The organism is Hymenobacter sp. B1770 (genome assembly GCF_049896385.1).
Classification (GTDB): domain Bacteria; phylum Bacteroidota; class Bacteroidia; order Cytophagales; family Hymenobacteraceae; genus Hymenobacter.
In genome coordinates this window covers 897527-921360 of the sequence record NZ_JAFCUF010000001.1, presented here as the reverse complement: position 1 = coordinate 921360, position 23834 = coordinate 897527, and the positions used below count along the sequence as shown (strand labels likewise).

Sequence of the window (23834 nt, the reverse complement as noted above, 5' to 3'; positions counted from 1 at the left end):
GCGCCGCGGGTGGCGTAAACAACCCAATATCCACCGTCTATGACAGAGGAGATGATGGCTTACCAAAACGCATCAAGTAGTTAGGCAGTAGTAACACCAAACGCTTCTCAGTTGGTAGCCCTAGTCCCTGCCACAGGCACCCATGACCCTTGTCGGGTCGGGCTCAAGAATCACAGAGCGAGAAAATCGAATGCCACCACCTAGCCCATCTGAACATGACCTGAGTATGTTTGAATGGGCGCTGCAGCAATAGGTGTCGTTGTGAAAACTCCGCGCCCTAAAAGCTACGGCAGCACCAGCCGGCTCCCCAAAGCGCGCTGCAAATCCGGTAAGTCATACCGCTGCAGCACGCCAGGCAGCACCTCCGAATACGCATCCTTGGCCGTTGGTTGCGCCAGCTGTTCCTGATACGCGACAGGTCGCTGCTCCAAGGCAACACGGGTGATGGCAGGTGAGAGCACGGCCGCATGCATTGCCGGGGCTGCGGTCCGGCCGTTGGCGCGAATTTCTATCGGCACGCCGCGGAGGCGGCTATCATTCCGCAGGAAAGCGGCGAGGGTAGCGATATCGGCCACGCGCTGGGCCAGCAGGGGGCGGCCTAGGTGCAGCGCCAGCATGGCATTACGGTATTCGCGGTTGTAGTATTTTGGGTCGTTGAAGGCGGCTGGGTCGGTGGTTTCGCCGAGGCCGCGCAAGTCAGCGAGGAGCACGGCAGTGCCCTGGCGGAGGTAGGCCTGCAGTTGTGCCGTGGTGTCGAGCGCGCTGGCTTTGCCCGCATCGGGAAGCCAGATAAGAATCTTGGAAGGTGGTATGATACTGGTGGGCAACGCCAGCAGCACGGGCAGCGGCGGCTCGCCTTCGCGGCGCAAAATGAGCCTCTGCAAGCTACTACCAGCCCGACGCAGAGTATCGAGTGTTGCTACCGATACGCTTGTAACCGCGACTGCAGATGTGCCTAATTGCTCCTGAACCAGGGCAACCAACGCCTCTGAACCAATTGAAGAACGGCGAGTCGCCAGCCGTTGCGCTGCGGCCCGATGCATCTCTGCCAAGGTAGCTTCGTTGCGGAAAGCGGTATTCACTTGTCCGGTTTTAGTGCACCTCAACTCTTTCTCCGACAAGGTCGCTAATATGCCTTCGCGAATGGGCGTTGCATCGCCATAGAACCACTGCCGAAACCACGTCACAGCCGCCTCCCGCTTGGGCTGGGAAATGCCATGCCCGTCGTCGTAAGTGAAAAGACTGAGCTGCTCCGGCTTGCTCAGGGCCGAGTAAAGGCGGCGGGTTTCATCCGTGGCAGCCGCAATTTGGGAGTAGTCGACAAAGTCGTAACGGCCAGCTAGCATCAGAAGCGGCTTGGGTGCGAACATGATGGGCCAATCGGCCAGGTCGAGGCGGGCGCGGCCAGCGCCGGGCAGCTGCACGCAGCCATCGGCAGGGCCGCTCAGCTCAAGGTTGCGCTCGCCGCTGGCCACGTAGCTGCACAGCGCCGCCACTTTCACCCGCGGCTCGAAGCCCATAAAGTAGGCCGTTTGGGTGGCGCCGCCGGAGTTGCCCAGGCAGCCGATGCGGGCAGTATCGACTTCGGCGCGGCTGAGCAGGTAGTCGAGGCCGCGCGCGTTGTCCCACAGCTGTTCGGCAGGCGTGGTATGGCCCAGCAGGGCTGCGCCAGCATTGAGTAACGTGTGCTCGGTGGTGCCGCCGCGGGCCAGAGATTTGCCGGCCGCATCAGTGAGCTGCATGCGCTCGCCCTGCGAAATGGGGTCGATGACCAGCACCACAAAACCGTGCTGCGCCAACAGGATAGCCGTTTTCTGATATGAAACCGTGGCTTTAGCTTCTTGCTCATGGCCACAGAAGAGCAGCACGCCGGGTTTTTTGCCCTTGCTCGCCGGCACGTACAAGTTAGCCGTAACGTGGTGGTTAGGCTGGCTTTCGTAAATAATCTTCTCGATGCGATATTGGTCGCGCGCCAGCTTGCCGGTAACCTGCGCCCGCAAAGGAGTGCGCACCGGTAGTGGCCCCAGTACCCGCCGGAAACGGGCGCGCACACTGTCGCGGTAAGCCGCAGCCCCGGCCGCCGACTGCGCAGCCTGGTCAAGTTCCGCGGCCCGCGGAGCATACTGGGCGTGCATCTGTTGCAACAGATAGGTGCTGAGCGTAGCTGGTGCTTTCCAGTCGAGCACGTTGGGGCTGCCTGTCTGTTGGGCAGCGGCAGAGTGCCACGTCAGCACCACGGCCATTAAGACAAGCAGAAAGGCCCTCCAACGCATGGCAACCAAGTTATTTCGTCGCGATGCAGCGAAGTTCCTCCACCAAATCGGCTGAGCCGACGAAAAGCGGAGCGCGCTGGTGCAAGTCCCTGGTTGGCGGCACATCGAGCAGCACATCGGCACCGCTCACGGCCACGCCGCCGGCTTGCTCAATGAGGTAAGCCAACGGGTAGCACTCGTAGAGCAAGCGCAGCTTGCCGCCGGGCTTGTCCACCGTGGGCGGGTACATGTAGATACCTCCCGTGAACAGGTTGCGGTGATAATCGGCCACCAGCGAGCCCACGTAGCGGGCCGTGAGACGGCGCTCTTTGCAGGTGGTGAGGAAGGTGCGCACAAATTCCGGATAGTCAAACCAGTTGCCCTCGTTGCATGAAAACACCGGCCCTTGACGCGGAATCTTGATATCAGGGTGCGAAAGAAAGAATTCGCCCAGCGAGTTTTCGTAGGTAAAGCCCGCCACGCCATGGCCCGTGGTGTACACCAGCATGGTGCTGGAGCCATACAACACGTACCCCGCGGCTATTTGCGCCCGGCCACCTTGCAAAAAGTCTTCCTTGCGAGCCGGCCCGCCAATACGCGACACGCGGCGGTAAATGCTAAAAATGGTGCCGATGCTCACGTTCACGTCGATGTTCGAGGAGCCATCGAGTGGGTCAATGGCCACCACGTATTTGCCATTGACGTTGCCAGTTTGAATGATTTCCTCGTCCTCTTCCGAGAGCACGGCGCAGGCTTCTCCCCCATTGGTAAGGGCACGCACAAAGCGGATGTTGGCTTCTACATCGAGCTTTTGCTGGTTCTCGCCCTGCACGTTTTTCTCGCCCATGGCCCCGGTGATGCGCGAAAGGCCAGCGCGGTTCACCTCGCGGTTTACGATTTTACCGGCCAGCGCGATGTCGCGCAGCAACTGAGAGAGCTCACCAGTGGCGTAAGCAAATTCGGACTGCTTGCGCATGATGTAGCGCTCGAGCGTGGTGCCAACGGGCGTGGCCAAGGTGTTTTCGGTAGTCTGGGACATTGGGTGGGATTTTAGATAGAGTTAGGGACCTACAGAACAGTGTAGATACGCCACACCGGCGTATTGCCGAAGAATAATCACTCGTGAACGATGCTGCCCTGTTGGCGCGAACGACAAGACGCCAAGTGTGGCGGCGTCTCTACAAAAGGTTTAACTCAACTTAAGAAGCTTGCTTCTGCGACTGCCACAGCACCACCTGCCAGCCCTGCTTGTTCTTCACCTGCACCACCACGTATTTAATGTGCGCCACGTTGGGTGAGCCGTCGGGCTTGTTGGGCTGATAAATGATGATTTGACCGTTGACAACGGCTGCTTTGCCGTTGTTGTAAGCGCGCACGTTGATGTTCTCCACTTCGATTTTATCATACACGCTCTTACCGTCGCGGATGCTCTGGATGTACTCTGTCTTGTTGTTTTGCTTGCCGTTGGAGTGGGTGTACACCAGGTCATCGGCAAAGGCTTTTTCCAGAAAAGGGTAATCCTTTTTTACCTGGGCTTCAAAGCGCAGGCGCTCCAGGGCCTCTACTTCTTTGGCGGCTTTATCGTTTTTGCCGTTGGGAGTTTGGGCCACAGCGGCCAGGCCCAGCACGAAGAGTAGTGCCAGCGTGAGCAGTTTTTTCATAGGATGGGCAAGCGCTAGGCTGCGGAGGGGGAAGGTTCGTCGAGGTTGATTTGCTTCATGTTTGGAGCCAGGAAGTGCATCAGCACCCAGGCCAGCAGGTAGGCCCCGCCGCAAATCAGGAACATGATGAAGTAAGCTGTTTCCAGCTGGCCAATGTTTTCGTAGTACACGAACATGCGCTTCTGCACCAGTGCCGACAGCAGAATGCCGCCCAGGCCACCGGCCATGCCGCCAATGCCCGTGACCGAAGCCACGGCCCGCTTCGGGAACATATCCGACACGGTGGTGAAGATGTTGGCACTCCAAGCCTGGTGCGCCGCTGCCGCAATGCCAATAACCAGCACGGCCAGCCACATGCTCATCTGGCCCAGGTATTGCGCAAACACAATTGGGAACACGCACAGCGCAATGAGCAGCATCGACAGCTTGCGCGCCCGGAAGGCGGCCATGCCGTTTCGCATGAAATTCAGCGGAATCCAGCCGCCGCCCACGCTGCCCACGCTGGACAGCACGTACACAGCCGCCACCGGCAAGGCCACATCAGTTCCTCTCAAGCCGTACTGCTTGTTCAGGAAATCGGGCAACCAGAACAGGTAGAACCACCAGATTGGGTCTGTTAAAAATTTACCCAGCACGAAGGCCCAGGTCTGGCGAAAGGTCAGAAGCTTAAACCAGGAAACCTTGGACTCGCTGCCGACGGCCACAGCCGCCTGGTCGTCCACATCGCTGTGGATGTAGTCAAACTCAGCTTTGCCGAGGCGCACTTGCCGGGCCGGCACTTCGTAGAAAATAAACCACAGAATAAGCCACACAAAACCCAGGGCGCCGGTAATCACGAAGGCCCACTTCCACCCTATCGTTTCGGCGATGAGCGGCACGGTGAGCGGGGCAATGATGGCGCCCACGTTAGAGCCCGAGTTGAAGATGCCAGTGGCCAGCGCCCGTTCCTTCTGGGGAAACCATTCGGCCGTGGTTTTGATGGCCGCCGGGAAGTTGCCGGCCTCCGTTACGCCCAGGAAAGCCCGGGCTACGCTAAAGCCCAGCGTGCTGCTCACAAAGGCGTGGCCAATGGCAGCCAAGCTCCACAGAAAAGTAGAGAGGGCATAGCCAATCTTGGTGCCCAGCTTGTCGATGATGCGGCCCACGCCCAGCATGCCCACCGAGTAGGCCAGCTTAAAGGCAATTTCAATGTTGGCGTAGTCGCCCGAATTCCACTTAAACTCCGTTTCCAGGTAAGGCTTAAGCAGAGAAATAACGGCGCGGTCGAGGTAGTTGACCGTGGTAGCAAAGAAGACCAGCGAACAAATGGTCCAACGGTACTTCCCAATCGCAGACCCCACATCGATGGATGGAACGTCCGGAGCTAGCTGCTGTGATGGCGTCATATATGGGCGGGTTTAAGGAAGGAAGAACGGTTACTTACCCAACTGGGCGACAATTTGCATTAATTCGGCGATGCGTGCGGCCAGCGCGTCGGTATCATCGGCATTTTTGAAGAGCTGCGAGCCCATGCCCACGGCATTCACGCCGGCTCCAAACCAGGCGCTCAGGCTCTCGCGGGTGGGCTCCACGCCGCCCGTCACCATGAGCTTGGTTTCGGGCATGGGGCCTCGCAGCGCCTTCACATAATCAGGGCCCACCACATTGCCAGGGAAGATTTTGACCACCGCCGCGCCCTGCTGGCTAGCATTGTAAATCTCGGTGGGCGTCATGGCACCGGGCAGCCACGGAATGTCGTGGGCGCGGCATACTTCAGCGACCTCCGCTGTGGCCAGCGGCTGTACGACAAACTCGGCGCCGGCCGCAATAAACTCCTCAGCTTCCTGGGCCTTGTAAATCGTGCCGATGCCGAGCACCATGTCGGGGCACTGCTGCTGCACAAAACCCTGCAGCTGCTCAAACACGGTCATGGCTTGCTCCCCGCGGTTCACAAACTCAAACACCCGAATGCCACCGGTGTAGCAAGCCTGCACAATGCGTTGGGCATAGGCGGCATCGGCATGGTAAAACACGGGCACCACCGGATGGCGGAGCAGGGTAGCAAGGGTGGCGGCAGGCGTGTGGCGGGGCATGTTTGTTTTGATAGTAAGAACAGGAAAAGGGTGACGATAGTCCGTCATGCAGAGCAGAGCGGAGCGAACCGCAGGTCGGCGTAGCCAAGCATCTTTACCGCTTCATTACCTTAAGCAATATTTCCTATTGAGGTAAAGATGCTGCGCTTTGCATAATGTTCTGTTTATTTTCTCATCGTAGCAGGCGGCCGCTGGTGTTGCCGCGCATAATGTCTTCCACTTCGGCCACCGACACGAGGTTGATATCGCCGTGAATCGTGTGTTTCAGGGCCGAAGCAGCGACGCCGAACGTCAAAGCCTGCTGCGGGTTGTTATAGGCCAGTGAGCCGTAGATGAAGCCTGCCATAAAGGCATCGCCGCCACCGATGCGGTCCACGATAGGGTTGATGTCGTAGGTGATGGTCTCGAGAAACTGCTCGCCGTCGTAGAATATGCCTTTCAGGCCGTTGTGCGAGGCGCTGTGGGTTTTGCGGCGTGTGGTAATGACCTGCTTGATTTGCGGAAAACGCTCCATCACCTGCTGAGCCACCGACACAAATTTGTTGTCGGTGCCAGGCAACGGCTGAATGCCGAACAGGTCTTCTGCGTCGTTTTCGGAGCACACCACAATGTCACAACCTTCCACCAGTTCCGACATCACGGCCTGGGCTGTCTGACCGTATTGCCACAGGTTGCGGCGGTAGTTCACATCGGCCGATACGGTGATGCCCAGGCGACGCGCGGCAGCAATGGCCTGGCGCGTGGCCTCGGCGGTGCTGGCCGAGATGGCCGGCGTGATGCCCGTCCAGTGCAGCCAGCCGGCGTCTTTCAAAATCTCATCCCAATCGAAAGCCGCTGCGTCGAGGTGAGCGAAGGCCGAGTTGGCGCGGTCGTACACCACCTTGCTGGGGCGCATCCCCGCTCCCACTTCCAGGAAGTACAGGCCAAGGCGGTCGCCTTGGAAAACTGTGGCGTTCATGTTCACGCCCAAGGCGCGGAAGTGTTGCGCCGCTGCCAAGCCCATGTCGTTGGCTGGAAAGCAAGTGACGTGCGCGGCGGGCACACCAAGGCCTGCCAGTGAGGCGCCCACGTTGGCGTCGCCGCCGCCGTAGGTGATTTCCAGGCTTTGCGTTTGCGCGAACCGATAATTCAGCGGCGGCGATAGCCGCATCATGATTTCGCCGAACGTGACAACTTGCTTCATTCTATTGGGAACTTAAAAGAACGTCATGCTGAGCGCGGCCGAAGCATCTCGCTCGCATCGTTCAATGGTTGAGTTACTACCACACGCGAGATGCTTCGAGAAGCTCAGCATGACGTTGCTTATGGCAATTCTTTATTACTGCGCAGCTACAGCCACTGGCGCTGCTGCTACTTTCTCGAAGCCAAAGTACTCCTTGGCGTTTCCGTAGCAAATATTTTGCACCGTGCGGCCCAGCAATTCCATGTCGGCTGGCAGTTCGCCGTTCTCCACGTCGTTGCCGAGCAGGTTGCAGAGCACGCGGCGGAAATACTCGTGACGCGGATACGAAAGGAAGCTGCGCGAGTCGGTGAGCATGCCCACGAAACGCGGCAGCAGGCCCATGTTTGAGAGCGAGTTGAGCTGCTTCTCCATGCCGTCCTTCTGGTCGAGGAACCACCAGCCGGAGCCAAACTGCATTTTGCCTGCCACCGAGCCATCGTTGAAGTTGCCAATCATCGTGGCAATGAGGTCGTTGTCGGCCGGATTGAGGTTGTAGATAATGGTCTTGGCCAGCTTGTCCTGGCTGTCGAGCCGGTCGAGGAACGTGGAGAGGGCGCGGCCCTGGGGGAAGTCGCCGATGGAATCCCAGCCCGTGTCGGGGCCCAGTTCGCGGAGCATACGCGAGTTGTTGTTGCGCAGCGCGCCAATGTGGTATTGCTGGGTCCAGCCCTTCTCCCAATCCATTTCGGCCAGTAGCACCAGCATAGCCGATTTGAACTGCAGATTCTCAGCGCTGGTCAGCTCACTACCGCCGCGGATTTTCGTGAAAATAGAATCGATTTCAGCGGCCGTGTAGTCGGCAGCATAAATCTGCTCCAGGCCGTGGTCCGACAAACGGCAGCCCAGGCTGGCAAAGAAATCGTGGCGGCGGCGCAAGGCCGTTTCCAGGTCGGCAAAAGTGCGGATGTCCACGGAAGCCACTGGACCCAAGCGGTCGAGGTAGGCGTTGTAACTGGTGGCATCGTCCACGGCCATGGCCTTATCGGCGCGGAAGGTGGGCAGCACGCGCACCTCGCAGCCCGAAGCAGCGATGGCCAGGTGGTGCTCCAGCGAATCAGCAGGGTCGTCCGTGGTGCAGAGGGTTTCCACGTTCATCTTACGCAGCAGGCCCTGCACCGAAAACTCGGGGGTTTGCAGCTTGGCGCTGCACTCGTCGTAAATGCGGCGGGCGCTGTCCTTGTTCAGCAGCTCCGTGATGCCGAAGTAACGCTGCAGCTCCAGGTGCGTCCAGTGGTAGAGCGGGTTGCGCAGCGTGTAGGGCACGGTTTCGGCCCATTTCTCAAACTTCTCCCAGTCGGAAGCATCGCCGGTGATGTAGCGCTCGGGCACGCCGTTGGCCCGCATGGCGCGCCACTTGTAATGGTCGCCGTAGAGCCAGATTTGGGTGATGTTCTCGAACTGCTTGTCCTCGGCAATCTGGTCGGGCAGCAGGTGATTATGATAGTCGATAATGGGCATCTGCTTCGCAAACTCGTGGTAGAGCGTGCTGGCCGTAGCCGTTTGGAGCAGAAAGTCGTCGTTGAGAAATGGCTTCATGGTCTTGTTCTTCTAATAAACCGTCATGCTTCACTCCGCTCAGCATGACGGCTTTTCTATTTTTCTACAGCGACACCCCGCGCTTCCACGGAATAAAATCGGCTTGGTCGTGACGCACTGCGGCAACTTCCTCGCCGCTGGCTACGCGGATGACGTAGTCGAGAATCCGCTCGCCGGCCTGTTCTATGGTTTCCTCGCCGTCGATTACGGTTCCGGTGTTTACGTCGATGATGTCGGGCATGCGCCGGGCCAGGGCTGTGTTGCTAGCCACTTTGATGACCGGGGCAATGGGGTTGCCGGTGGGCGTGCCCAAGCCGGTGGTGAACAGCACGACATTGGCACCCGAGCCTACCTCGGCAGTCGTGGACTCTACGTCGTTGCCGGGCGTACAAAGCAGGTTCAAACCGGGCTTGGTCACCAGTTCGGGGTAGTCGAGCACGGCTACTACGGGCGAAGAACCACCCTTGCGAGCCGCCCCGGCCGACTTCATGGCATCGGTAATCAGACCATCGCGGATGTTGCCCGGCGAGGGGTTCATATCAAAGCCTGAACCTACTGCAATAGCACTGTCGCCATAGGCCTTCATGAGGCTGCTGAAACGCTCGGCCGTGGGTTGGTCTATGCTGCGGTCGACCAGTTCCTGCTCTACGCCGCACAGCTCCGGGAATTCGGCCAGAATAACCGAGCCGCCCAGCGCCACCACCATATCCGACACGTGCCCCAGGGCGGGGTTGGCCGAGATGCCGGAGAAGCCGTCGGAGCCGCCGCACTCCAAGCCGATGTTCAGCTTGGACAGCGGGGCGGGCTCGCGGCGCGCCTGGTTGGCGAGCATCAGGCCCGCGAAGGTCTGGCGCAGCGCGGTACTGATGAGGGTTTCCTCGGTGCCCAGCTTCTGCTGGTCGAGAATATAGAGCGGCTTGCTGAAGTTGGGGTCGCGCTTGTTGATTTCGTCCTGCAGCATGCTGGCCTGCGCGTTCTGGCAGCCCAGGCTGAGCACGGTGGCACCGGCCACATTGGGGTGCGTGATGTAGCCGGCCAGCAGGCCGCACAGAGTCTGAGCATCCTGGCGGATGCCACCGCAGCCACCCTCGTGGGCCAGGAAGCGGATGCCGTCGACATTGGGGAAGGGGCGCGTGCTGCGAGCCGCATCCTGCGCGGTTTCCAGGTCAGCGCTCAAGATTTCTTCTACCGACTTGCCGGCCTGCAGCAAGCTCAGCAGCTTGCGGGTTTCGGGCTGATAACTCTTGCGGCGGCCGTAGCCGAGGTCAGTTATCAGGGCTTCCTGCAGCACTTGGATGTTGCGATTTTCGCAGAACACCAGCGGGATAACCAGCCAGTAATTGGCGGTGCCCACGCGGCCATCGGCGCGGTGAAAACCCATGAAGGTGCGGGTTTGCCAGGCGCTTACATCGGGAGCCGTCCAGGCGGGGCGCTGTTGGGCGTTCTCGTCGTAGCTGTTGGTGGCGTGCTTGATGTTGGCAGTGGTGAGGCGACCGCCGGGACGGATTTCCTCGCGGGCCGTGCCCACCAGCACGCCATACATGGTCACGGACTGGCCGGGGCTTAGGCCGAGGGGCGCGAGCTTGTGCTTGGCCGGAATGGCTTCGCTGGTGGTCACGAACTCATTTTCCCACGGCACTTCGGTGCCAATGGGCAGGTCGGCGAGGGCGACGAGCACATTATCAGCGGGATGAATACGGGCTACTTGATGCTTCACGGGGAAGATTAATTATTGATTGAAGTCGTGCTGTTGAACTAGCGCCTGTCATGCTGAGCTTGCGAACCGAAGGTCGGCGAAGCCATGCATCCTTTCATGTTGATATGGCACGTTCAGCGGAGATAAGCTGCTTCTTTCGTCAGCATGACCGACGTGTCATTCTACGAATTGACAATAGCCGCTTTCTTGGTAAAAAACGCCGCTAATGTCGAGGGTGCGCCTTCTTCCAGAAGCTGGTTAAGGTACTGGCTTACCCAATTGGAGAAACCAGGCAGGCGACTGAGGTCGTGGCCCCAGAGGGCGGTGTTGCGGAGCACGGCTGCGGTCAGCTCCTCGGGCGAGAGGCGGGCCCAGAGGTCGGCGAAGTAGCCGGCGCGGTCGTCCTGGATGGTGTAGGCATGGCCATTGGCTTCGCCCTGTCCTGCTCCCGGCGCCGAAGCCGTGTTGCGCATGAACAGCAAGTAGGCCGCAAAGCCCAGCGCAACGTAGTGCGGCACGGCCTGGTGCTGCTTGTAGTAGTGCAGCAGCGTGGGCACGTTGCGCATCTGCATCTTCATGGTCCCCTGCATGGCAATGGCCAGCCAGCGGTGCTCCAGGTAAGGGTTGCGGAAACGGTCGAGCACCTGCATGCCGAAGCGCTGGCCCACTTTTTCGTCGACCACGTAGGGGATACCGGGCAGCAGGTCAGCCAGCATCAGGTTGTGGATGAAGCGGGTCAGGTTTTCGTCGTCCATGGCTTCGCGTACCGTAACGCAACCCATCAGGTGGGCTAAGGCATAGCTGAGCGTGTGCGTACCGTTGAGCAAGCGTAGCTTCAGCTCGCGGAACATAGTGATGTCGGGCCGGATGACCACGCCCCGCGCCACTGAGTGAAACGACAGGATGTTGCGTACCTTCTCGCCGCCTTCAATGGCCCACAGCGAGTAGGCTTCGGCCACGGTCAGCAACTCGTCCTGGTAGCCCAGGTCGGCTTGCAGCTGCTCGTAGGTAGCGGAGTCGGGACGGCCGGGCACAATGCGGTCGACCAGTGTATTGCAGAAATGATTAGCCGCTTCGAGCCAGTCGATGAACTCGCTGCCCAGGTCGTTGCGGTGGGCCAACTCCAGTACAATGGCCTCGAGCTTGCGGCCGTTGTCGGGAATCAGCTCAGTGGGCACAATCACCAGTCCGCAGTTGACATCACCTTTGAAAGCCTGGAAGCGCTTGTAAAGCACGGCCAGCAGCTTGCCGGGAAACGACTGCGGGGGTGAGAGATGAATGTCTTCATTCACGAGCTGAATGCCGACCTCTGTGGTATTAGAAATTACTACCTGCAGGTCGGGGCTGGCGGCAAAGCTCAGCACCTCGGCCCACTGGCTTTTGGCGGACAAAACCCGGCTGATGCTGGCACACACCACGTTCTCCTCTACCGGCTGCCCATCGTCGACGCCGCGGATGCTCACGGTATATAGGCCATCTTGGCGGTCGAAAGCCGTGGCGTCGCCGCCATCGGTACTTTTCACCACCACAATGCGACCGTTGAAGACGCCCTTGCGGTTAGCCTCGTCAATCATGAAATCGGGCAGGCCGCGCAACAGCACGCCGGTGCCGAATTGGAGCACCTTCTCGGGTAGCGCAAACATCTCGGCTGTGGGCCAAGCCAGGGTGGTGGCGGTAGCGGGTGCAGCCAGGGCCAGCTCTTTGGTTAGGATAGTCATGGGCATGATAAATAGCCGGATTATTTTTTTGCTTCGCCGTTGGTGGTGTTCACGCGTTTTTGCCAGGCGGGGTATTCGGTGGCCAGCAACTTAGCTGGCCAAGTGCCGGCGTAGAGGTAACCAGCGCGGCGTTCGTTTTCAATCTCCGCTAGCTGATAACGGACCTTGCTGTCGCGGCCCACATAGATTGGCCGGTCGGTGTCGAGCTCGTAGAAACGGGCCCAGATGGTGGAGCCAGGCTCCGCTACGATGAGCCGGTCGAGCACTTTCTTGCTGCCTGGGGCTGTAACGACCTTGGTAGCGTAGCCAGTCAGCTTCACTTTTTCGAACCAGCTTATGGCACTTTCAATCGACTTCTTCACCGCATCAGAGGGCTTGTCGATGCCCATCAGAAACCGGACAATTTCCACTGATTCGTCGCCGCTCAGCGAAGCGAGTTCGAAGGCGCGGGCCTTGGCTGGCTGCAGGGTATTTTCGTCGTATTGGGCGCACCAAGCTGTGGGGCGGCCGTTGCGCACGTACTGGGTTTTCAGAATGCACTCCGTGCCGCGGTCCACGGCGGCTTGGGCCTGGGGCGCCAAAGCCGGGTTCAGCACAGCAAACTGCTTGCTCCGGGTGGCCACGTTCCGCAACAACTGCAGCACACGCACCATGGCGTTGTCGTTGTAGGTAATCTGGTGGCGGTAGCCACTGAAGTCGGGGAAGAACTGAGGAAATCCGCCATTGGCGTATTGCATCTTCAGCAGGTAGCGAACGCCGGTTTCGGCGGCCTCGCGGTAGGCGGGGTTGTTGGTTTTTTGAAACGCCGCAGCCAGGTAGCTGATTTCACGGGTCGTGGCATTGTTATCGATGGTGGCGTCGTTCCGGTTTTTGTCGGCCAGGGTGCTGGCCCGCTCGGCAGCGCTCATCGGGTGGGTGTAGTCCACTTTGGCGGTACCTACGGCCTTGGGCCACCCGCCAATGGCACGCTGAAACACCAGCATTTTCTCGGCCGTGGTGTCCTGAGCCGCGGCTTGCTGCGACCTTTGGGCGGTCCGGAAAATTTCCGAACCACCCGCGGCCACCGTCGCCTGCTGAGTCAGGGGCGTTTCAAGTCCCACCTTGCTCATTCCCGCCAACAGGAACAGTAGTTGCAGCGTTATCATGCGTTGATATAGTTGGGCCGGGCCCGGTTGGTATTGACTATAAAAAATCGGTGCGGGCAGGATTGAACACGTCGAGCAGCACGCCGGCTTCGAGGCACTCCACCCCGTGCCACTCGTTAGAAACGGCGTAGAAGCAGTCGCCTTCGCGCAGTACCTTCCGCTCTTCGCCCACAGTCACCACAAACACGCCGCTTTCCACATAGCTCAGCTGCGTGTGCACATGCTGATGCCGGCTGCCAATGCCGCCCTGGTCGAAGGCCACTTTCACCAGCATGGTGTTGGCATCGTAGGTCAGCACTTGGCGACGTACGCCGTCGGCTACCGTTTCCCAGGGCCGGTGTTCGGCCAGGCCGAACACCGGAGGATTTCCATTCAAAGCGTTTACCATGGCGTGAAAAGCAGCGATGAGGCATTGGAAGCCAATGCGACCTAATAACCGAAGTTTTGCTTCAGGACGGGGTCGGCGGCGATGGTGCTTTGCGGAATTGGCTGCAGCTCTTTGCCCATGTTAGGCATGTACTCGGCGGCTAGGCCAGCGCCCGTGCTGGTGGCGGTGGTAGCACCCAACGTGTAGGTAGTGCCGGTGGGGCGGGTATTGGCCACGTACGCGGCGTTGATGGCCAAGCGCCAGTTCACGCGGGTAGTGCCGGCAGGGGCCGTGGTGAGGGCCGTGGGGCGGTAGAACGAGTTCACCCACTGCACCGGGCCGGGCGCCGGCGTACGAAAAAACAGGTAGTCGGGCACGTTCTGGTAGGGCGCCTCGCCCTTGGCCATCTTCTCGATGTTGGATTTGGCTTCGGCCAGCTTCTGCTCAAACAAGTTCCAGCGCAGCAAATCGTACTTGCGGATGGCTTCGCTGCCGAACTCCAGGTAGCGCTCGTTCACGATGGTGTTGAACAGTCCAGCCTTGCTGGTCATGGTGAAACCGCCCGCGGCGAGGGTGCTCAGCGCCCGGGCGCGGTTGCCAGCAAAGGCGCGGGTGCGCACCAGCATCAAGGCATCCTGGGCGGCCTGGGTGGGGCCGTTAAGTTCGTTCTCGGTTTCGGCAAACATTAGCAACACATCCGAGAAGCGGATGAGGGGCCAGTTGTAGCCGAGGTAGTTGCTGGACCCGGTGAGGGGCGGGATGTGCCAGTCGCGGCGAAACTTGCCGTCGGTGATGTTGTTGAGAGCCACGCCCGACTGGAAATTGCTGCCAGTAGGAATGTTGTACGTAGTGATGGTGACGTCGCGGCGCGTATCGGTCGAATCGAAGGCGTAGAAGTAAGTCGGCACTACGGTTACGGCGCCTTGCGTGGAGCCAAAAGTGCCGCTGGCGTTTTGCAAACGCGGTCCGTTGTAGTAGCCCAGCTTGCTGTCCGAAGTTGCCGTAGAACCCGTCATGCCTACTTGAAACATAATTTCGGTGTTGACCTGGGAACGCTGCTCGTTGATGCTCTTAAATACTTCCAGAAAGCTCGGGGTCAAACGGTGCTCGCTGGGGTTGGCCATCAGGTCGGCGCACTCCCGCCGCGCAATGCGGTAGAAGTCGAGGTAGTCGGCGGGGCGCGTCATCTGGTTGCCTTTCAGCGAAAAACCGCCGCGATACAACGCAATACGGGCCCGCAGGGCTTTCACGGCGCCCTTGGTGATGCGCTCATTGGCGGGGCCAGCCTGGCTGCGCCACGGCACGAGTTTGGTGGCCAGGGCCAGGTCATCGACCAAGCGGGCGAGGGTAACGTTGCGGTCGGCGTTGGGCAGGTTGAAGTCCTGGCCCGATACTGACGGCGAGAACTGGGCCGGCACATCGCCCCAATTGCGCACCAGTTCAAAGTAGTACTGCGCGCGCAGGGTCAGTACTTCGCCGTGCAGGCGGTGCATGGCTGCGGTATCGGCCGAGGTGCCACCGTTGTAGAGCGGCGAGAGCGGAATCTGCTGGATGCAGATGTTGGACCGCTCCACTCCCTGGTACAGGGTGTTCCAGGGGTTGGTAATTTCGGTATTAGTGGGCAGGGCCTTGTAGCGCGCAATGCTGCGCCGCGCCCCATCGGGCGCGCCTGCCGAGCCAATCATCTCGTCGGAGTCGAAGGGGAAGTACATGCTGATGCGCGTGCCGTAGCTCTGGTCGCCCGAGAGGGGGTCGTAGGCGCCAATGACGGCGGCAGTAGACCCGGCCACGGTGCTAAACGTGTACTCCGTCGTGTTCAGCGCCAAGGGCTCCACGTCGAGGAAGTCTTTGCAGGAAGTAACCAGCCCGGCACCTACCAGGGCGCTCACGGCCAGTGCGGCACGGAAAGAAATAGAAGATTTCATATTGCTAGCGGGTGGGAGATTAGAGGGAGAGATTCACACCAAACAAGAGGGCACGGCTGCGAGGGTAGGCAGCGTAGTCTACCCCCGGCGTGAGGGGAGTGGCGCGGCGGGTGTTCACCTCCGGGTCGAAGCCGGTGTATTTGGTGAACGTGTACAGGTTGTTCAGCGTCACGTAGAAACGTACCTGCTGCACGTGGGCACGGGTGGTGAGGGCCTTGGGCAGGCTGTAGCCCATGGTGATGTTGTTGACGCGTAGGAACGAGCCATCTTCTATGGCCCACGAGTGCAGGAAGTAGTTGCGGGTAGGGGTCCAGATAGAAGCGTTCTGGTTTACTTCCTGCAAGCGCCCCAGCGTGGTGATGGGGGTGCCATCGGCTTCAATGGTGCGGTAGCGGTTGCTCATCTGATCGAGCAGGTTGCTGTACACCGTGTTGGCCGTGTTGCTCGTGAACTCAATCTTGTTGGCGTTGTAGACGTCGTTGCCCAACACGAAGTTGAGGAATACGCTGGCGTCAAAACCCTTGTAGGTGAACTGTTGGTTCAAACCGCCTACTGCTTTGGGGTTGGCGTTGCCAATTACCACTTGGTCCAAGTCGTTGATTACGCCGTCACCGTTCTGGTCTACCAACCGGAGCGTGCCGGGCTGGGCAGCCAAGCCGTCGGGGGTGCCCGACAGCAACTGGCCCGGCTTCAGCACCCAGCGGTTGCTGCTGGCGTTGTAGCTCTCGAAGTCATTGGCGGTGTAGAAGCCCTGGCGGCCGTTGGTGTAGTCGGTAACATAGCCGAACATCTGGCCTACTGGCTGGCCAACGCGGGCCACGTAGTCGCGGGCCAAAGCCGTGCCAGCCCAACCCGAGCTGATGGCGGGCAATTCGTTGAGGCCCGCGCCCAGGCTCTCAATGCGGCCGCGGTTGAACGAGGTGTTTGCCGTAACCGACCAAGTGAAGTCGGGGGTTTGAATGATGGTGCTGGTCAGCTGCAGTTCCAAGCCACGGTTCGAAGTCGAGCCGATGTTCTGGGTCTGGGTAGTGTAGCCTAGGAAAGCAGGCACCGTACGGTTGATGAGCAGGTCGCTGGTGGTGTTGTAGTAAGCATCAGCGGTGAACTGCACGCGGTTGTCGAACAAAGCGAGGTCGACACCCAAGTTGCGCGAGGTAGTGGTTTCCCACTTCAGGTTGGGGTTGGGCAGGGTGTTGGCTGCCGAGCCCAGCACAATGCTGTGGTTGAGGGCATACGGCGCGCTGCCGGCCGAAAAGAGCTGGTCGCCCAGGAAGTCGGCAATGCGGTTGTTACCCGCCTGGCCGTAGCTCAAGCGCACTTTCAGGTCGTTCACCTTGGTGATGTCCTTGAAGAAGTTCTCACGCGAGACGCGCCAGGCCACCGAAGCGCCGGGGAAGTAGCCGACCCGATTGCCGGGCTTGTACTTCGACGAGCCATCGGCCCGGAGCGTACCCGTGAACAGGTAACGGTCATCGAACGAGTAAGTAACTCGGCCAAAGCCCGACAGCAACCGGTAATCCTGGGGAATGCTCGTGGTGGGCAGCACCGGCTGGGCCGTTTGGCCCGCAGGCAGCACGCCCTGGTTGATGTTGGCCAGCGCTCGGTCGGCGGTGATGTCCAGGGGCAGGAAGTTGGTTTGAATGTACTGCTGAGTGTTGCGCTGGTAGTAGGTTTCTTCACCCACGAGCACGGTCAGGGCGTGAACGCCTTTGTTGAGCCGGTAATCAAGCACGTTGGAGTTGTTCAGCGTGTTCTGGGTACCCGTGGTAATGGAGGCTGTGGGCAGATTCTGGTAGTTGCCGGCTGGCTGGCGCAACAGCGGCGAGAAGCGGCCGTTGAAAGTACCCAGGTCGCCGTTGGTGATGTCGAAACCGGCCGTGGTGCGGAAGGTCAGGTTCTTAACAATCTCGAAGGCGATGTTGCCGCCGATGTTCAAGTTGCGGCGCTTGTCGCGGCGGTACTCGTTGTCGATGGTCAGAATGGGGTTCACCAAACTAGAGGTGGCAAAGAAGTCCTCGTCGAACGTGCCAGGGTCGAGCACCCGGCCCGAAAAGTTGGGCACAGCCAAGGGCTGGTACTGTACGGAGTTGCGCAGGCGCGAAGTGGTGTTCGAACCGGTGGAAGAAGTGCCAGCACCATTAGAAGTTTGGTCGTTGAAGCGCAGATTCAAGCCAAAGCGTAGCTTGTCGGTGGCTTTGGTGTCGAAGCGGAAGTTTACCAGCTTACGGTCGTAGTCGGAAGCGCGCTGAATGCCGTCTTCCCGGTTGCTGGTCAGGCTGAGTGAGTAGGTGGTGCCTTTCACGCCGCCGGCTAACGACACGTTGTGGGTCTGCTGGAAAGCGTCGCGGCCGAAGGTTTCGTCCTGCCAGTTGATGAAGGGGGCGTTGCGGGCCCGCAGCAAGGTGTCGCTGTTGAAGTTGGAGCTGCCGAACAGGTTCTTGAACGAGGGCAAACCGCCCGTGCCGGTACCGGCCTGCTGGGCGCGCTCAAACTGGTAGTTGAGGTAGTCTTCGGGCCCAAGCACGCCCAGCATCTTACTGATGCGGCGCACGCCGGCGAAGCCGTTGTAGCTGATAACAGTGCGACCTTCTGTACCCTTTTTGGTGGTGATGATAACGACGCCGTTGGCACCACGGGCACCGTAGATAGCCGTGGCCGAGGCATCTTTCAACACGTCAACGGAGGCAATGTCCTGCGGCGCAATCACGCCCAGGGCGTTCTCTACCTGAATACCGTCGACTACGTACAGGGGCGAGTTGTCCTGGGTGATGGAGCCACCGCCCCGTACCCGCACCTGCACATTGGTGTTGCCCGGCGTGCCCTCGGCCGAGGTGAGCTGCACACCGGCCAAACGGCCCGTAAGTGCTTCAGCGGCTGAGTTTACCGGAATGTCTTTAATTTGCTGGGCGCCTACCGAAGATACCGAGCCGGTCACGTCGCGGCGCTGCACTTCCTGGTAGCCAATTACCACCACGTCTTCGAGCTGCTTGCTGTCAGAGGCGAGGGTAACGTTGATGGTGGACTGGCTGCCCACCTGCACTGTTTGGGCCACAAAGCCCACGTAGCTAAACCGCAGCTTGGCTGCGGCCGCGTTGGCCTCGGGCAAGGTGATGCTGTAGCGGCCATCGCCGCCGGTAGAGGCACCGTTGGTGGTTCCCTCCACTAGCACCGTCACGCCGGGCAAGCCCTCGCCCTCAGCAGATTTCACGACGCCCTGAACCTGGCGGCTTTGCGCCGCTGCCAGTCCGATGCTCCCCAAGAGCAACAGCCAGAGCAGGAGAAAATGTTTTTTCATCTTTTTTTAAGTTTGGGTGGGAGGTTAAAAAAATCGGTTAGCGCAGGGCCTCCAGAGGCACGGCGTCCATGTCGGTGTATTCACGGTTCTCGCCGGCCATGCCCCAGATGAAGGCATAGGCGCTGGTGCCGCAGCCGGTGTGGATGCTCCACGGCGGCGAGAGAATGGCTTGCTCGTTGTTCACCCACAGCGGGCGCGTTTCGGTGGGCTCGCCCAGCAGGTGCAGCACGCGCTGGCCCTGCGGCAGGTTGAAGTAGAGGTAGGCTTCCATGCGCCGGTCGTGGGTGTGGCTGGGCATGGTGTTCCACACCGAGCCTTCCTGCAGCTGCGTGAGACCCATCACCAACTGGCAGCTTTGGATGCCTTCGGCGTAGATGTACTTGTAGATGGTGCGGCGGTTGGCGGTTTCCGTAGCCCCCATTTCCACGGGCGTAGCCTCCGCTTGGGTGCGGCGCGTGGTGGGGTGGGCGTGGTGGGCTGGAGCCGAGAGTAAGTAGTACTTGGCGGGGTTGGCGGCGTCGGCGCTGGCAAACGTCACTTCCTTGGCGCCCATGCCCACATAGAGGCAGTCCTGGTTGCCCAACTCGTAGGCCTGGCCGTCGACCGTGATGGTGCCGGCGCCGCCCACGTTGAGCGCGCCCAGTTCGCGGCGCTCCAGAAAGAAATTCGCTTTCAACGACTCCGGGCAGGGCAGGGCCAGCGACGAATCGTTGGGCTGAGCCCCGCCTACAATCATGCGGTCGTAGTGCGTGTAGGTGAGGCTAACCTCTCCGGCCACAAACAGGCTTTCAATCAGGAAATGCTCCCGAATGCCACTCGTGTTCAGAGTAGCTGTTTCACGTGGACCGATGGCGAAGCGAGTATTCATTAGGGGATTATGAGTTATAAATTTTGAGTTATGAATTGTTGGTGAGAGCTGATGAAGTGGGAAACCCATAATTCACAACTCATAATTCACACTCTAGCGTCCCATCCAGCCACCGTCGACGGTGAGGATGGTGCCGTGCACGTAGTCGGAAGCGGCTGAAGCCAGGAACACGGCCGGACCTTGGTAGTCAGTGGGCAGGGCCCAGCGCCCAGCCGGAATGCGAGAGAGAATAGCAGCGCTACGCTCCTCATCCTGCCGCAGGGCGGCGGTGTTGTCGGTGGCCACGTAGCCGGGCGCAATGGCATTGACGTTGATGCCCTTGCTGGCCCATTCGTTGGCCAGGGCTTTTACCAGGCTGCCCACACCGCCTTTGCTGGCAGCGTAGCTTGGCACGTTAATGCCGCCCTGAAACGTGAGCAGCGAGGCCGTGAAGATGATTTTGCCACTCCCCTGCTGCAACATTTGCGCGCCAATGGCGCGGGCCAGCCGAAACGGTGCGTCGAGGTTGATGGTCAGCACGGCATCCCAGTCATCGTCGGAATGCTCGGCGGCTGGCGCGCGGCGGATGATGCCGGCGTTGTTGAACAGAATATCAATAACCGGGAAATCGGCCTGCACCTGCTTGATGAAACCATCCAATGACTCGCGCTCGCCAAAATCGGCTTGGTAGCCGCGGTACTCGCGCCCCAGGGCCTGCACTGCCTGCTCCGTTTCGCCGCCCTGGGGCATGTGTACCGAAACACCGATGATGTCGGCGCCGGCTTCGGCCAAGCCCAAGGCAATGGCTTGTCCAATACCCCGGTCGCACCCCGTAACGAGGGCGCGCTTGCCGGCCAAACTAAAAGCGGAAGAGAATGCAGTCATAAAGAAGGACGATGCTGAGACAGTGAGTTGACAAAACCAAAGCCGCGGTGCTGTCGAGGGCGGTTTTGCTACTTAAAGGTTTCGTACAGCAGAACCGGAAAACAAGAGTTGGACAATATTTTTTTGTGCAATCGTTGCCGGGAACGATGCCATTGCCCAACGCCTCCGCTTTTATCCTCAATAATATGGCTCTACTTCATAAAAAACGCCAAATACCTGCCCTGCAAGCCAGCAAGTGTGGCAAGCCCGGTTTATTGCACTTTACCGATAAAACGAGCTTCTTATCTCACCAATCAGCACGACCTATACTGTGGCGTAGTTATATCTACCCGCTTTATAATACCACTAACTGTTGGCAACTTTTCACAAAACCAATCATGCTAACCTTCGGCTTAAAAGCCTTTTGCAGCCAGCCAACAACGCCCGAAACATTAAGCCACGATAGCAGAAGCGGCCGCACCCGGGAAGAGGTGCGGCCACTGAACAGGTCAATCAGGATGGTTTCGTGAGTTATGGCTCGATGTGCCACCAGTCCACGTCCACATTTCCGGAATCATTGGTCTTACCGACCCGACTGCAGAACAGGCCAACCTTGGCCCCAATCCATTTCCCCTCCCGTGCCTGAAATACTTCTCCAACATTCTCAAACTGCTGCCCGTCGGTGCTGTAGCTGAAGCGGCACTTGCCGCCGGCAAGCACCTGCACGCGCAGGTAGATTGGGCCCTTAGCAGGAGGCGTCGTTAGGGGTACGGTTCCGGTTTCCAGGGCTAGTTTTTCGGCATTGCGGCAGGTAGTCTGGGCAATGCGCCATTGGCCGTTTTGACTTGCCACGGATAGGTAGGCGTAGTCGAGGCCCATCACCATCAGTCCTACTTTCTCGCCGTCGGTGCGGGGCGTAAAGGTGAGCTTGGCCGTAGCGGTAAACGTTTCGGCCGGTAGCTTTTGCAGCAGCAGGTTGGGCACCTGCCAGTAATTTTTGAAGTTGGCGGGCACGGGCACGGCGTAGAGGCGGAGGTAGCCCTGCGCGCCGTTGGGATAGGCCCAGCCCATTTGGGGGTTGGCATGCCATTGCCACTGCAGGCCCAGCGAGTTAGCGCTAAACTCGTCGGACGTGGCCGGAGTGGCTAAGGGTTGCGCCGCGCCTGGCACGCGGGGCTTGCGGTGCGTGAGCACGGGCTCGCCCTTGCCATCGCCGTCGGGGTCGGCGCCGATAACGGGCCAGTCGTTTTTCCAGACCATGGGCTGCAGGTGCACCACGCGGCCATAGGGGCCCTGGTCCTGGAAGTGCAGAAACCAGTCTTCCTTGCCGTCAGGGGTGTCGACCCATGCGCCCTGGTGAGGCCCGTTGATGGTCGTTTTGCCCTGGTCCATCACAATCTGGTCTTCATAAGGACCGAACACGTTTTTGGAGCGCAGCACAGTTTGCCAACCGGTGGTGACCCCGCCGCCGGGGGCGAAAATGTAGTAGTAGCCTTTGCGCTTGTAAAACTTCGGGCCTTCGATGGTGGGGTGCTTGGCGTGACCATCGAACACGAGCACGTCGTCGCCAATGAGCTGCATACCGTCGGGACTCATGCGCGATACAGCAATGATGGACTTGAACCCCGCGCGGCTGCCCGCAAAAGCGTGCACGAGGTAGGCCTGGCCGTCCTCATCCCACAGGGGGCAGGGGTCAATCCAGCCCTTGGCTTCTTTGATGAGTTTGGGGGTTTCCCAGGGCCCGGCAGGGTTGCTGGCCCGGGTGACGTAGATGCCGTAGTCCGGGTCGGGGTAGTAGATGTAGAACTGCTTGTTGTGGTAGCGAATGGCGGGGGCCCACACGCCGTTGCCATGCTGGGGCTTCATGAACTCGGTCACAGGCGGTTGCTCACGAAAAACGGTCCCAATGATGGTCCAATTCACCAGGTCCCTGGAATGGAGAATTTGCAGGCCGGGCACAGAGTTGAAGCTCGACGAAGTGAGGTAGTAGTCGGCGCCAACCCGTACCACGTCGGGGTCCGAATAATCGGCGTACAGTACCGGGTTTTTGTAGGTACCGTTGCCCAGGTCGGGCACCCACACCTGGGACAGAGTCGATTGGGCTTCGGCTCGCAGGGCCACCCCAAAAAGCAAGAAGAAGTATACCAGCCGCTTACAATGTGTATTCATATTGAATAGAGTATCTCACGAAGCGAAATAAATAACGCCGGCTGTCCTGATGACAAAGCATCTTCTCCTTGCCGAACGGTTTGTTGTGGCATGATAGGATGCTTCGTGCCTCAGCATGACAGATGAGATGAAGCAAAAAAAGAATGAAGCAGGAGCCTACGCTTCGTAGGCTTTCAGCACCTGCCGGGAGGTGCCCAGGTTGTCGATACCCAGTTGCACCACGTCGCCGGGCTTGAGGTATACGGGTGGCTTAAACCCGGAGCCTACGCCCGCCGGCGTACCCGTCGAGATGACGTCGCCGGGTAGCAGCGTCATGAACTGGCTGACGTAGGAGATGATGAAAGGAATGTTGAAAATGAGGTTGGCGGTGTTGCCATCCTGCATTTTTTGTCCGTTCACGGTTAGCCACAGGCGCAGGTTGTTTACGTCGCCTATTTCGTCGGGTGTGGCCAGAAAGGGGCCCATAGGCGCGAAGGTGTCGCAGCCCTTGCCCTTGGTCCAGGTGCCGCCGCGTTCCAGCTGAAACTCGCGCTCCGACACGTCGTTGTGCACCATATAGCCGGCGATGTAATCCGCGGCGTCGGCTTCGGCTACGTAGGAAGCGCGCTTGCCGATAACCACGGCTAACTCCACCTCCCAGTCAGTCTTCACCGAGTTTTTGGGGATGATAATGTCATCGAACGGCCCGACCAGCGCCGTGGTCGACTTCATAAACAGCACCGGCTCGGCGGGGGGAGCCAAGCTCATCTCGCGGGCATGGTCAGAGTAGTTGAGGCCGATGCACAGGATTTTGGAGGGCCGGGCCACGGGCGCGCCCAGGCGCTCGGTGGCAGCTACTACAGGCAGGTTGCCCGCATTGGCAGCCACAAACTCAGCCAGCCGTTCCAGGCCGTCGTTCTCAAAAAAAGCTTCGTTGTAATCCTCCCCGAACGTGGATACGTCGTAGCGCTGGTCGCCTTGCAGGATGCCTGGTTTTTCTTGGCCGGCCGGGCCATAGCGGAGTAGTTTCATAAAGAATAGAAGGGTTTGGAAAGAAAGGGCTGGAAAGAATAAAAAAAGAACGTC

17 protein-coding genes are annotated in these 23834 nt (G+C 59.6%); all 17 read right to left on the bottom strand.

Going from position 1 to position 23834, the window contains the following annotated elements; all coding sequences use genetic code 11:
* Positions 1-284 precede the first annotated feature (284 nt).
* On the bottom strand, positions 285-2273 hold the full coding sequence (locus ACP7AJ_RS03785) for an alpha/beta hydrolase family protein (protein WP_426058845.1): 1989 nt from the start codon (positions 2271-2273) through the stop codon (positions 285-287).
* A gap of 10 nt (positions 2274-2283) precedes the next feature.
* Positions 2284-3291, bottom strand: coding sequence for a class 1 fructose-bisphosphatase (gene fbp, locus ACP7AJ_RS03780; protein WP_426058844.1), 1008 nt, complete (start codon positions 3289-3291; stop codon positions 2284-2286).
* 160 nt (positions 3292-3451) lie between these two features.
* A complete protein-coding gene (locus ACP7AJ_RS03775; RefSeq protein WP_426058843.1) occupies positions 3452-3913 on the bottom strand; it encodes a nuclear transport factor 2 family protein in 462 nt (153 codons plus the stop codon).
* Between the two features lie 14 nt (positions 3914-3927).
* Positions 3928-5298 carry an MFS transporter gene (locus ACP7AJ_RS03770; protein ID WP_426058842.1) on the bottom strand — a complete coding sequence of 457 codons (1371 nt, stop codon included), beginning with the start codon at positions 5296-5298 and terminating at the stop codon, positions 3928-3930.
* A 30-nt stretch (positions 5299-5328) separates the two neighbouring features.
* Positions 5329-5985, bottom strand: a complete 657-nt coding sequence (locus ACP7AJ_RS03765; RefSeq protein WP_426058841.1) for a bifunctional 4-hydroxy-2-oxoglutarate aldolase/2-dehydro-3-deoxy-phosphogluconate aldolase — start codon at positions 5983-5985, stop codon at positions 5329-5331.
* 172 nt (positions 5986-6157) lie between these two features.
* Entirely contained in the window at positions 6158-7168 is a 1011-nt protein-coding gene (locus ACP7AJ_RS03760) for a PfkB family carbohydrate kinase (protein WP_426058840.1), read from the bottom strand.
* A gap of 135 nt (positions 7169-7303) precedes the next feature.
* A complete protein-coding gene (uxaC, locus tag ACP7AJ_RS03755; RefSeq protein ID WP_426058839.1) occupies positions 7304-8743 on the bottom strand; it encodes a glucuronate isomerase in 1440 nt (479 codons plus the stop codon).
* Positions 8744-8807: 64 nt separating this feature from the next.
* A complete protein-coding gene (locus tag ACP7AJ_RS03750; RefSeq protein ID WP_426058838.1) occupies positions 8808-10460 on the bottom strand; it encodes a UxaA family hydrolase in 1653 nt (550 codons plus the stop codon).
* A 161-nt stretch (positions 10461-10621) separates the two neighbouring features.
* Positions 10622-12157, bottom strand: a complete 1536-nt coding sequence (locus ACP7AJ_RS03745; protein WP_426058837.1) for a tagaturonate reductase — start codon at positions 12155-12157, stop codon at positions 10622-10624.
* A 20-nt stretch (positions 12158-12177) separates the two neighbouring features.
* Positions 12178-13302 carry a pectate lyase gene (gene pelA, locus ACP7AJ_RS03740; RefSeq protein WP_426058836.1) on the bottom strand — a complete coding sequence of 375 codons (1125 nt, stop codon included), beginning with the start codon at positions 13300-13302 and terminating at the stop codon, positions 12178-12180.
* 37 nt (positions 13303-13339) lie between these two features.
* Positions 13340-13690: a cupin domain-containing protein gene (locus ACP7AJ_RS03735; RefSeq protein WP_426058835.1), complete on the bottom strand. Its 351-nt coding sequence runs from the start codon at positions 13688-13690 to the stop codon at positions 13340-13342.
* Between the two features lie 41 nt (positions 13691-13731).
* Positions 13732-15594: a RagB/SusD family nutrient uptake outer membrane protein gene (locus ACP7AJ_RS03730; protein ID WP_426058834.1), complete on the bottom strand. Its 1863-nt coding sequence runs from the start codon at positions 15592-15594 to the stop codon at positions 13732-13734.
* Positions 15595-15613: 19 nt separating this feature from the next.
* Positions 15614-18889: a SusC/RagA family TonB-linked outer membrane protein gene (locus tag ACP7AJ_RS03725; RefSeq protein ID WP_426058833.1), complete on the bottom strand. Its 3276-nt coding sequence runs from the start codon at positions 18887-18889 to the stop codon at positions 15614-15616.
* A 37-nt stretch (positions 18890-18926) separates the two neighbouring features.
* Complete coding sequence (gene kduI, locus ACP7AJ_RS03720; RefSeq protein ID WP_426058832.1) at positions 18927-19757, bottom strand: 5-dehydro-4-deoxy-D-glucuronate isomerase; 831 nt, start codon at positions 19755-19757, stop codon at positions 18927-18929.
* A 93-nt stretch (positions 19758-19850) separates the two neighbouring features.
* Complete coding sequence (gene kduD, locus ACP7AJ_RS03715; protein ID WP_426058831.1) at positions 19851-20621, bottom strand: 2-dehydro-3-deoxy-D-gluconate 5-dehydrogenase KduD; 771 nt, start codon at positions 20619-20621, stop codon at positions 19851-19853.
* 510 nt (positions 20622-21131) lie between these two features.
* Positions 21132-22769: a glycoside hydrolase family 43 protein gene (locus ACP7AJ_RS03710; protein ID WP_426058830.1), complete on the bottom strand. Its 1638-nt coding sequence runs from the start codon at positions 22767-22769 to the stop codon at positions 21132-21134.
* Positions 22770-22925: 156 nt separating this feature from the next.
* On the bottom strand, positions 22926-23780 hold the full coding sequence (locus ACP7AJ_RS03705; protein ID WP_426058829.1) for a fumarylacetoacetate hydrolase family protein: 855 nt from the start codon (positions 23778-23780) through the stop codon (positions 22926-22928).
* Positions 23781-23834 lie beyond the last annotated feature (54 nt).

Coding starts and splice junctions, on each gene's coding strand:
- fbp (WP_426058844.1), bottom strand. CDS start 3,291: ATGTCCCAGACTACCGAAAACACCTTGGCCACGCCCGTTGGCACCACG.
- ACP7AJ_RS03730 (WP_426058834.1), bottom strand. CDS start 15,594: ATGAAATCTTCTATTTCTTTCCGTGCCGCACTGGCCGTGAGCGCCCTG.
- kduD (WP_426058831.1), bottom strand. CDS start 20,621: ATGACTGCATTCTCTTCCGCTTTTAGTTTGGCCGGCAAGCGCGCCCTC.
- ACP7AJ_RS03785 (WP_426058845.1), bottom strand. CDS start 2,273: ATGCGTTGGAGGGCCTTTCTGCTTGTCTTAATGGCCGTGGTGCTGACG.
- ACP7AJ_RS03775 (WP_426058843.1), bottom strand. CDS start 3,913: ATGAAAAAACTGCTCACGCTGGCACTACTCTTCGTGCTGGGCCTGGCC.
- ACP7AJ_RS03770 (WP_426058842.1), bottom strand. CDS start 5,298: ATGACGCCATCACAGCAGCTAGCTCCGGACGTTCCATCCATCGATGTG.
- ACP7AJ_RS03745 (WP_426058837.1), bottom strand. CDS start 12,157: ATGACTATCCTAACCAAAGAGCTGGCCCTGGCTGCACCCGCTACCGCC.
- pelA (WP_426058836.1), bottom strand. CDS start 13,302: ATGATAACGCTGCAACTACTGTTCCTGTTGGCGGGAATGAGCAAGGTG.
- uxaC (WP_426058839.1), bottom strand. CDS start 8,743: ATGAAGCCATTTCTCAACGACGACTTTCTGCTCCAAACGGCTACGGCC.
- ACP7AJ_RS03765 (WP_426058841.1), bottom strand. CDS start 5,985: ATGCCCCGCCACACGCCTGCCGCCACCCTTGCTACCCTGCTCCGCCAT.
- kduI (WP_426058832.1), bottom strand. CDS start 19,757: ATGAATACTCGCTTCGCCATCGGTCCACGTGAAACAGCTACTCTGAAC.
- ACP7AJ_RS03725 (WP_426058833.1), bottom strand. CDS start 18,889: ATGAAAAAACATTTTCTCCTGCTCTGGCTGTTGCTCTTGGGGAGCATC.
- ACP7AJ_RS03705 (WP_426058829.1), bottom strand. CDS start 23,780: ATGAAACTACTCCGCTATGGCCCGGCCGGCCAAGAAAAACCAGGCATC.
- ACP7AJ_RS03760 (WP_426058840.1), bottom strand. CDS start 7,168: ATGAAGCAAGTTGTCACGTTCGGCGAAATCATGATGCGGCTATCGCCG.
- ACP7AJ_RS03710 (WP_426058830.1), bottom strand. CDS start 22,769: ATGAATACACATTGTAAGCGGCTGGTATACTTCTTCTTGCTTTTTGGG.
- ACP7AJ_RS03735 (WP_426058835.1), bottom strand. CDS start 13,690: ATGGTAAACGCTTTGAATGGAAATCCTCCGGTGTTCGGCCTGGCCGAA.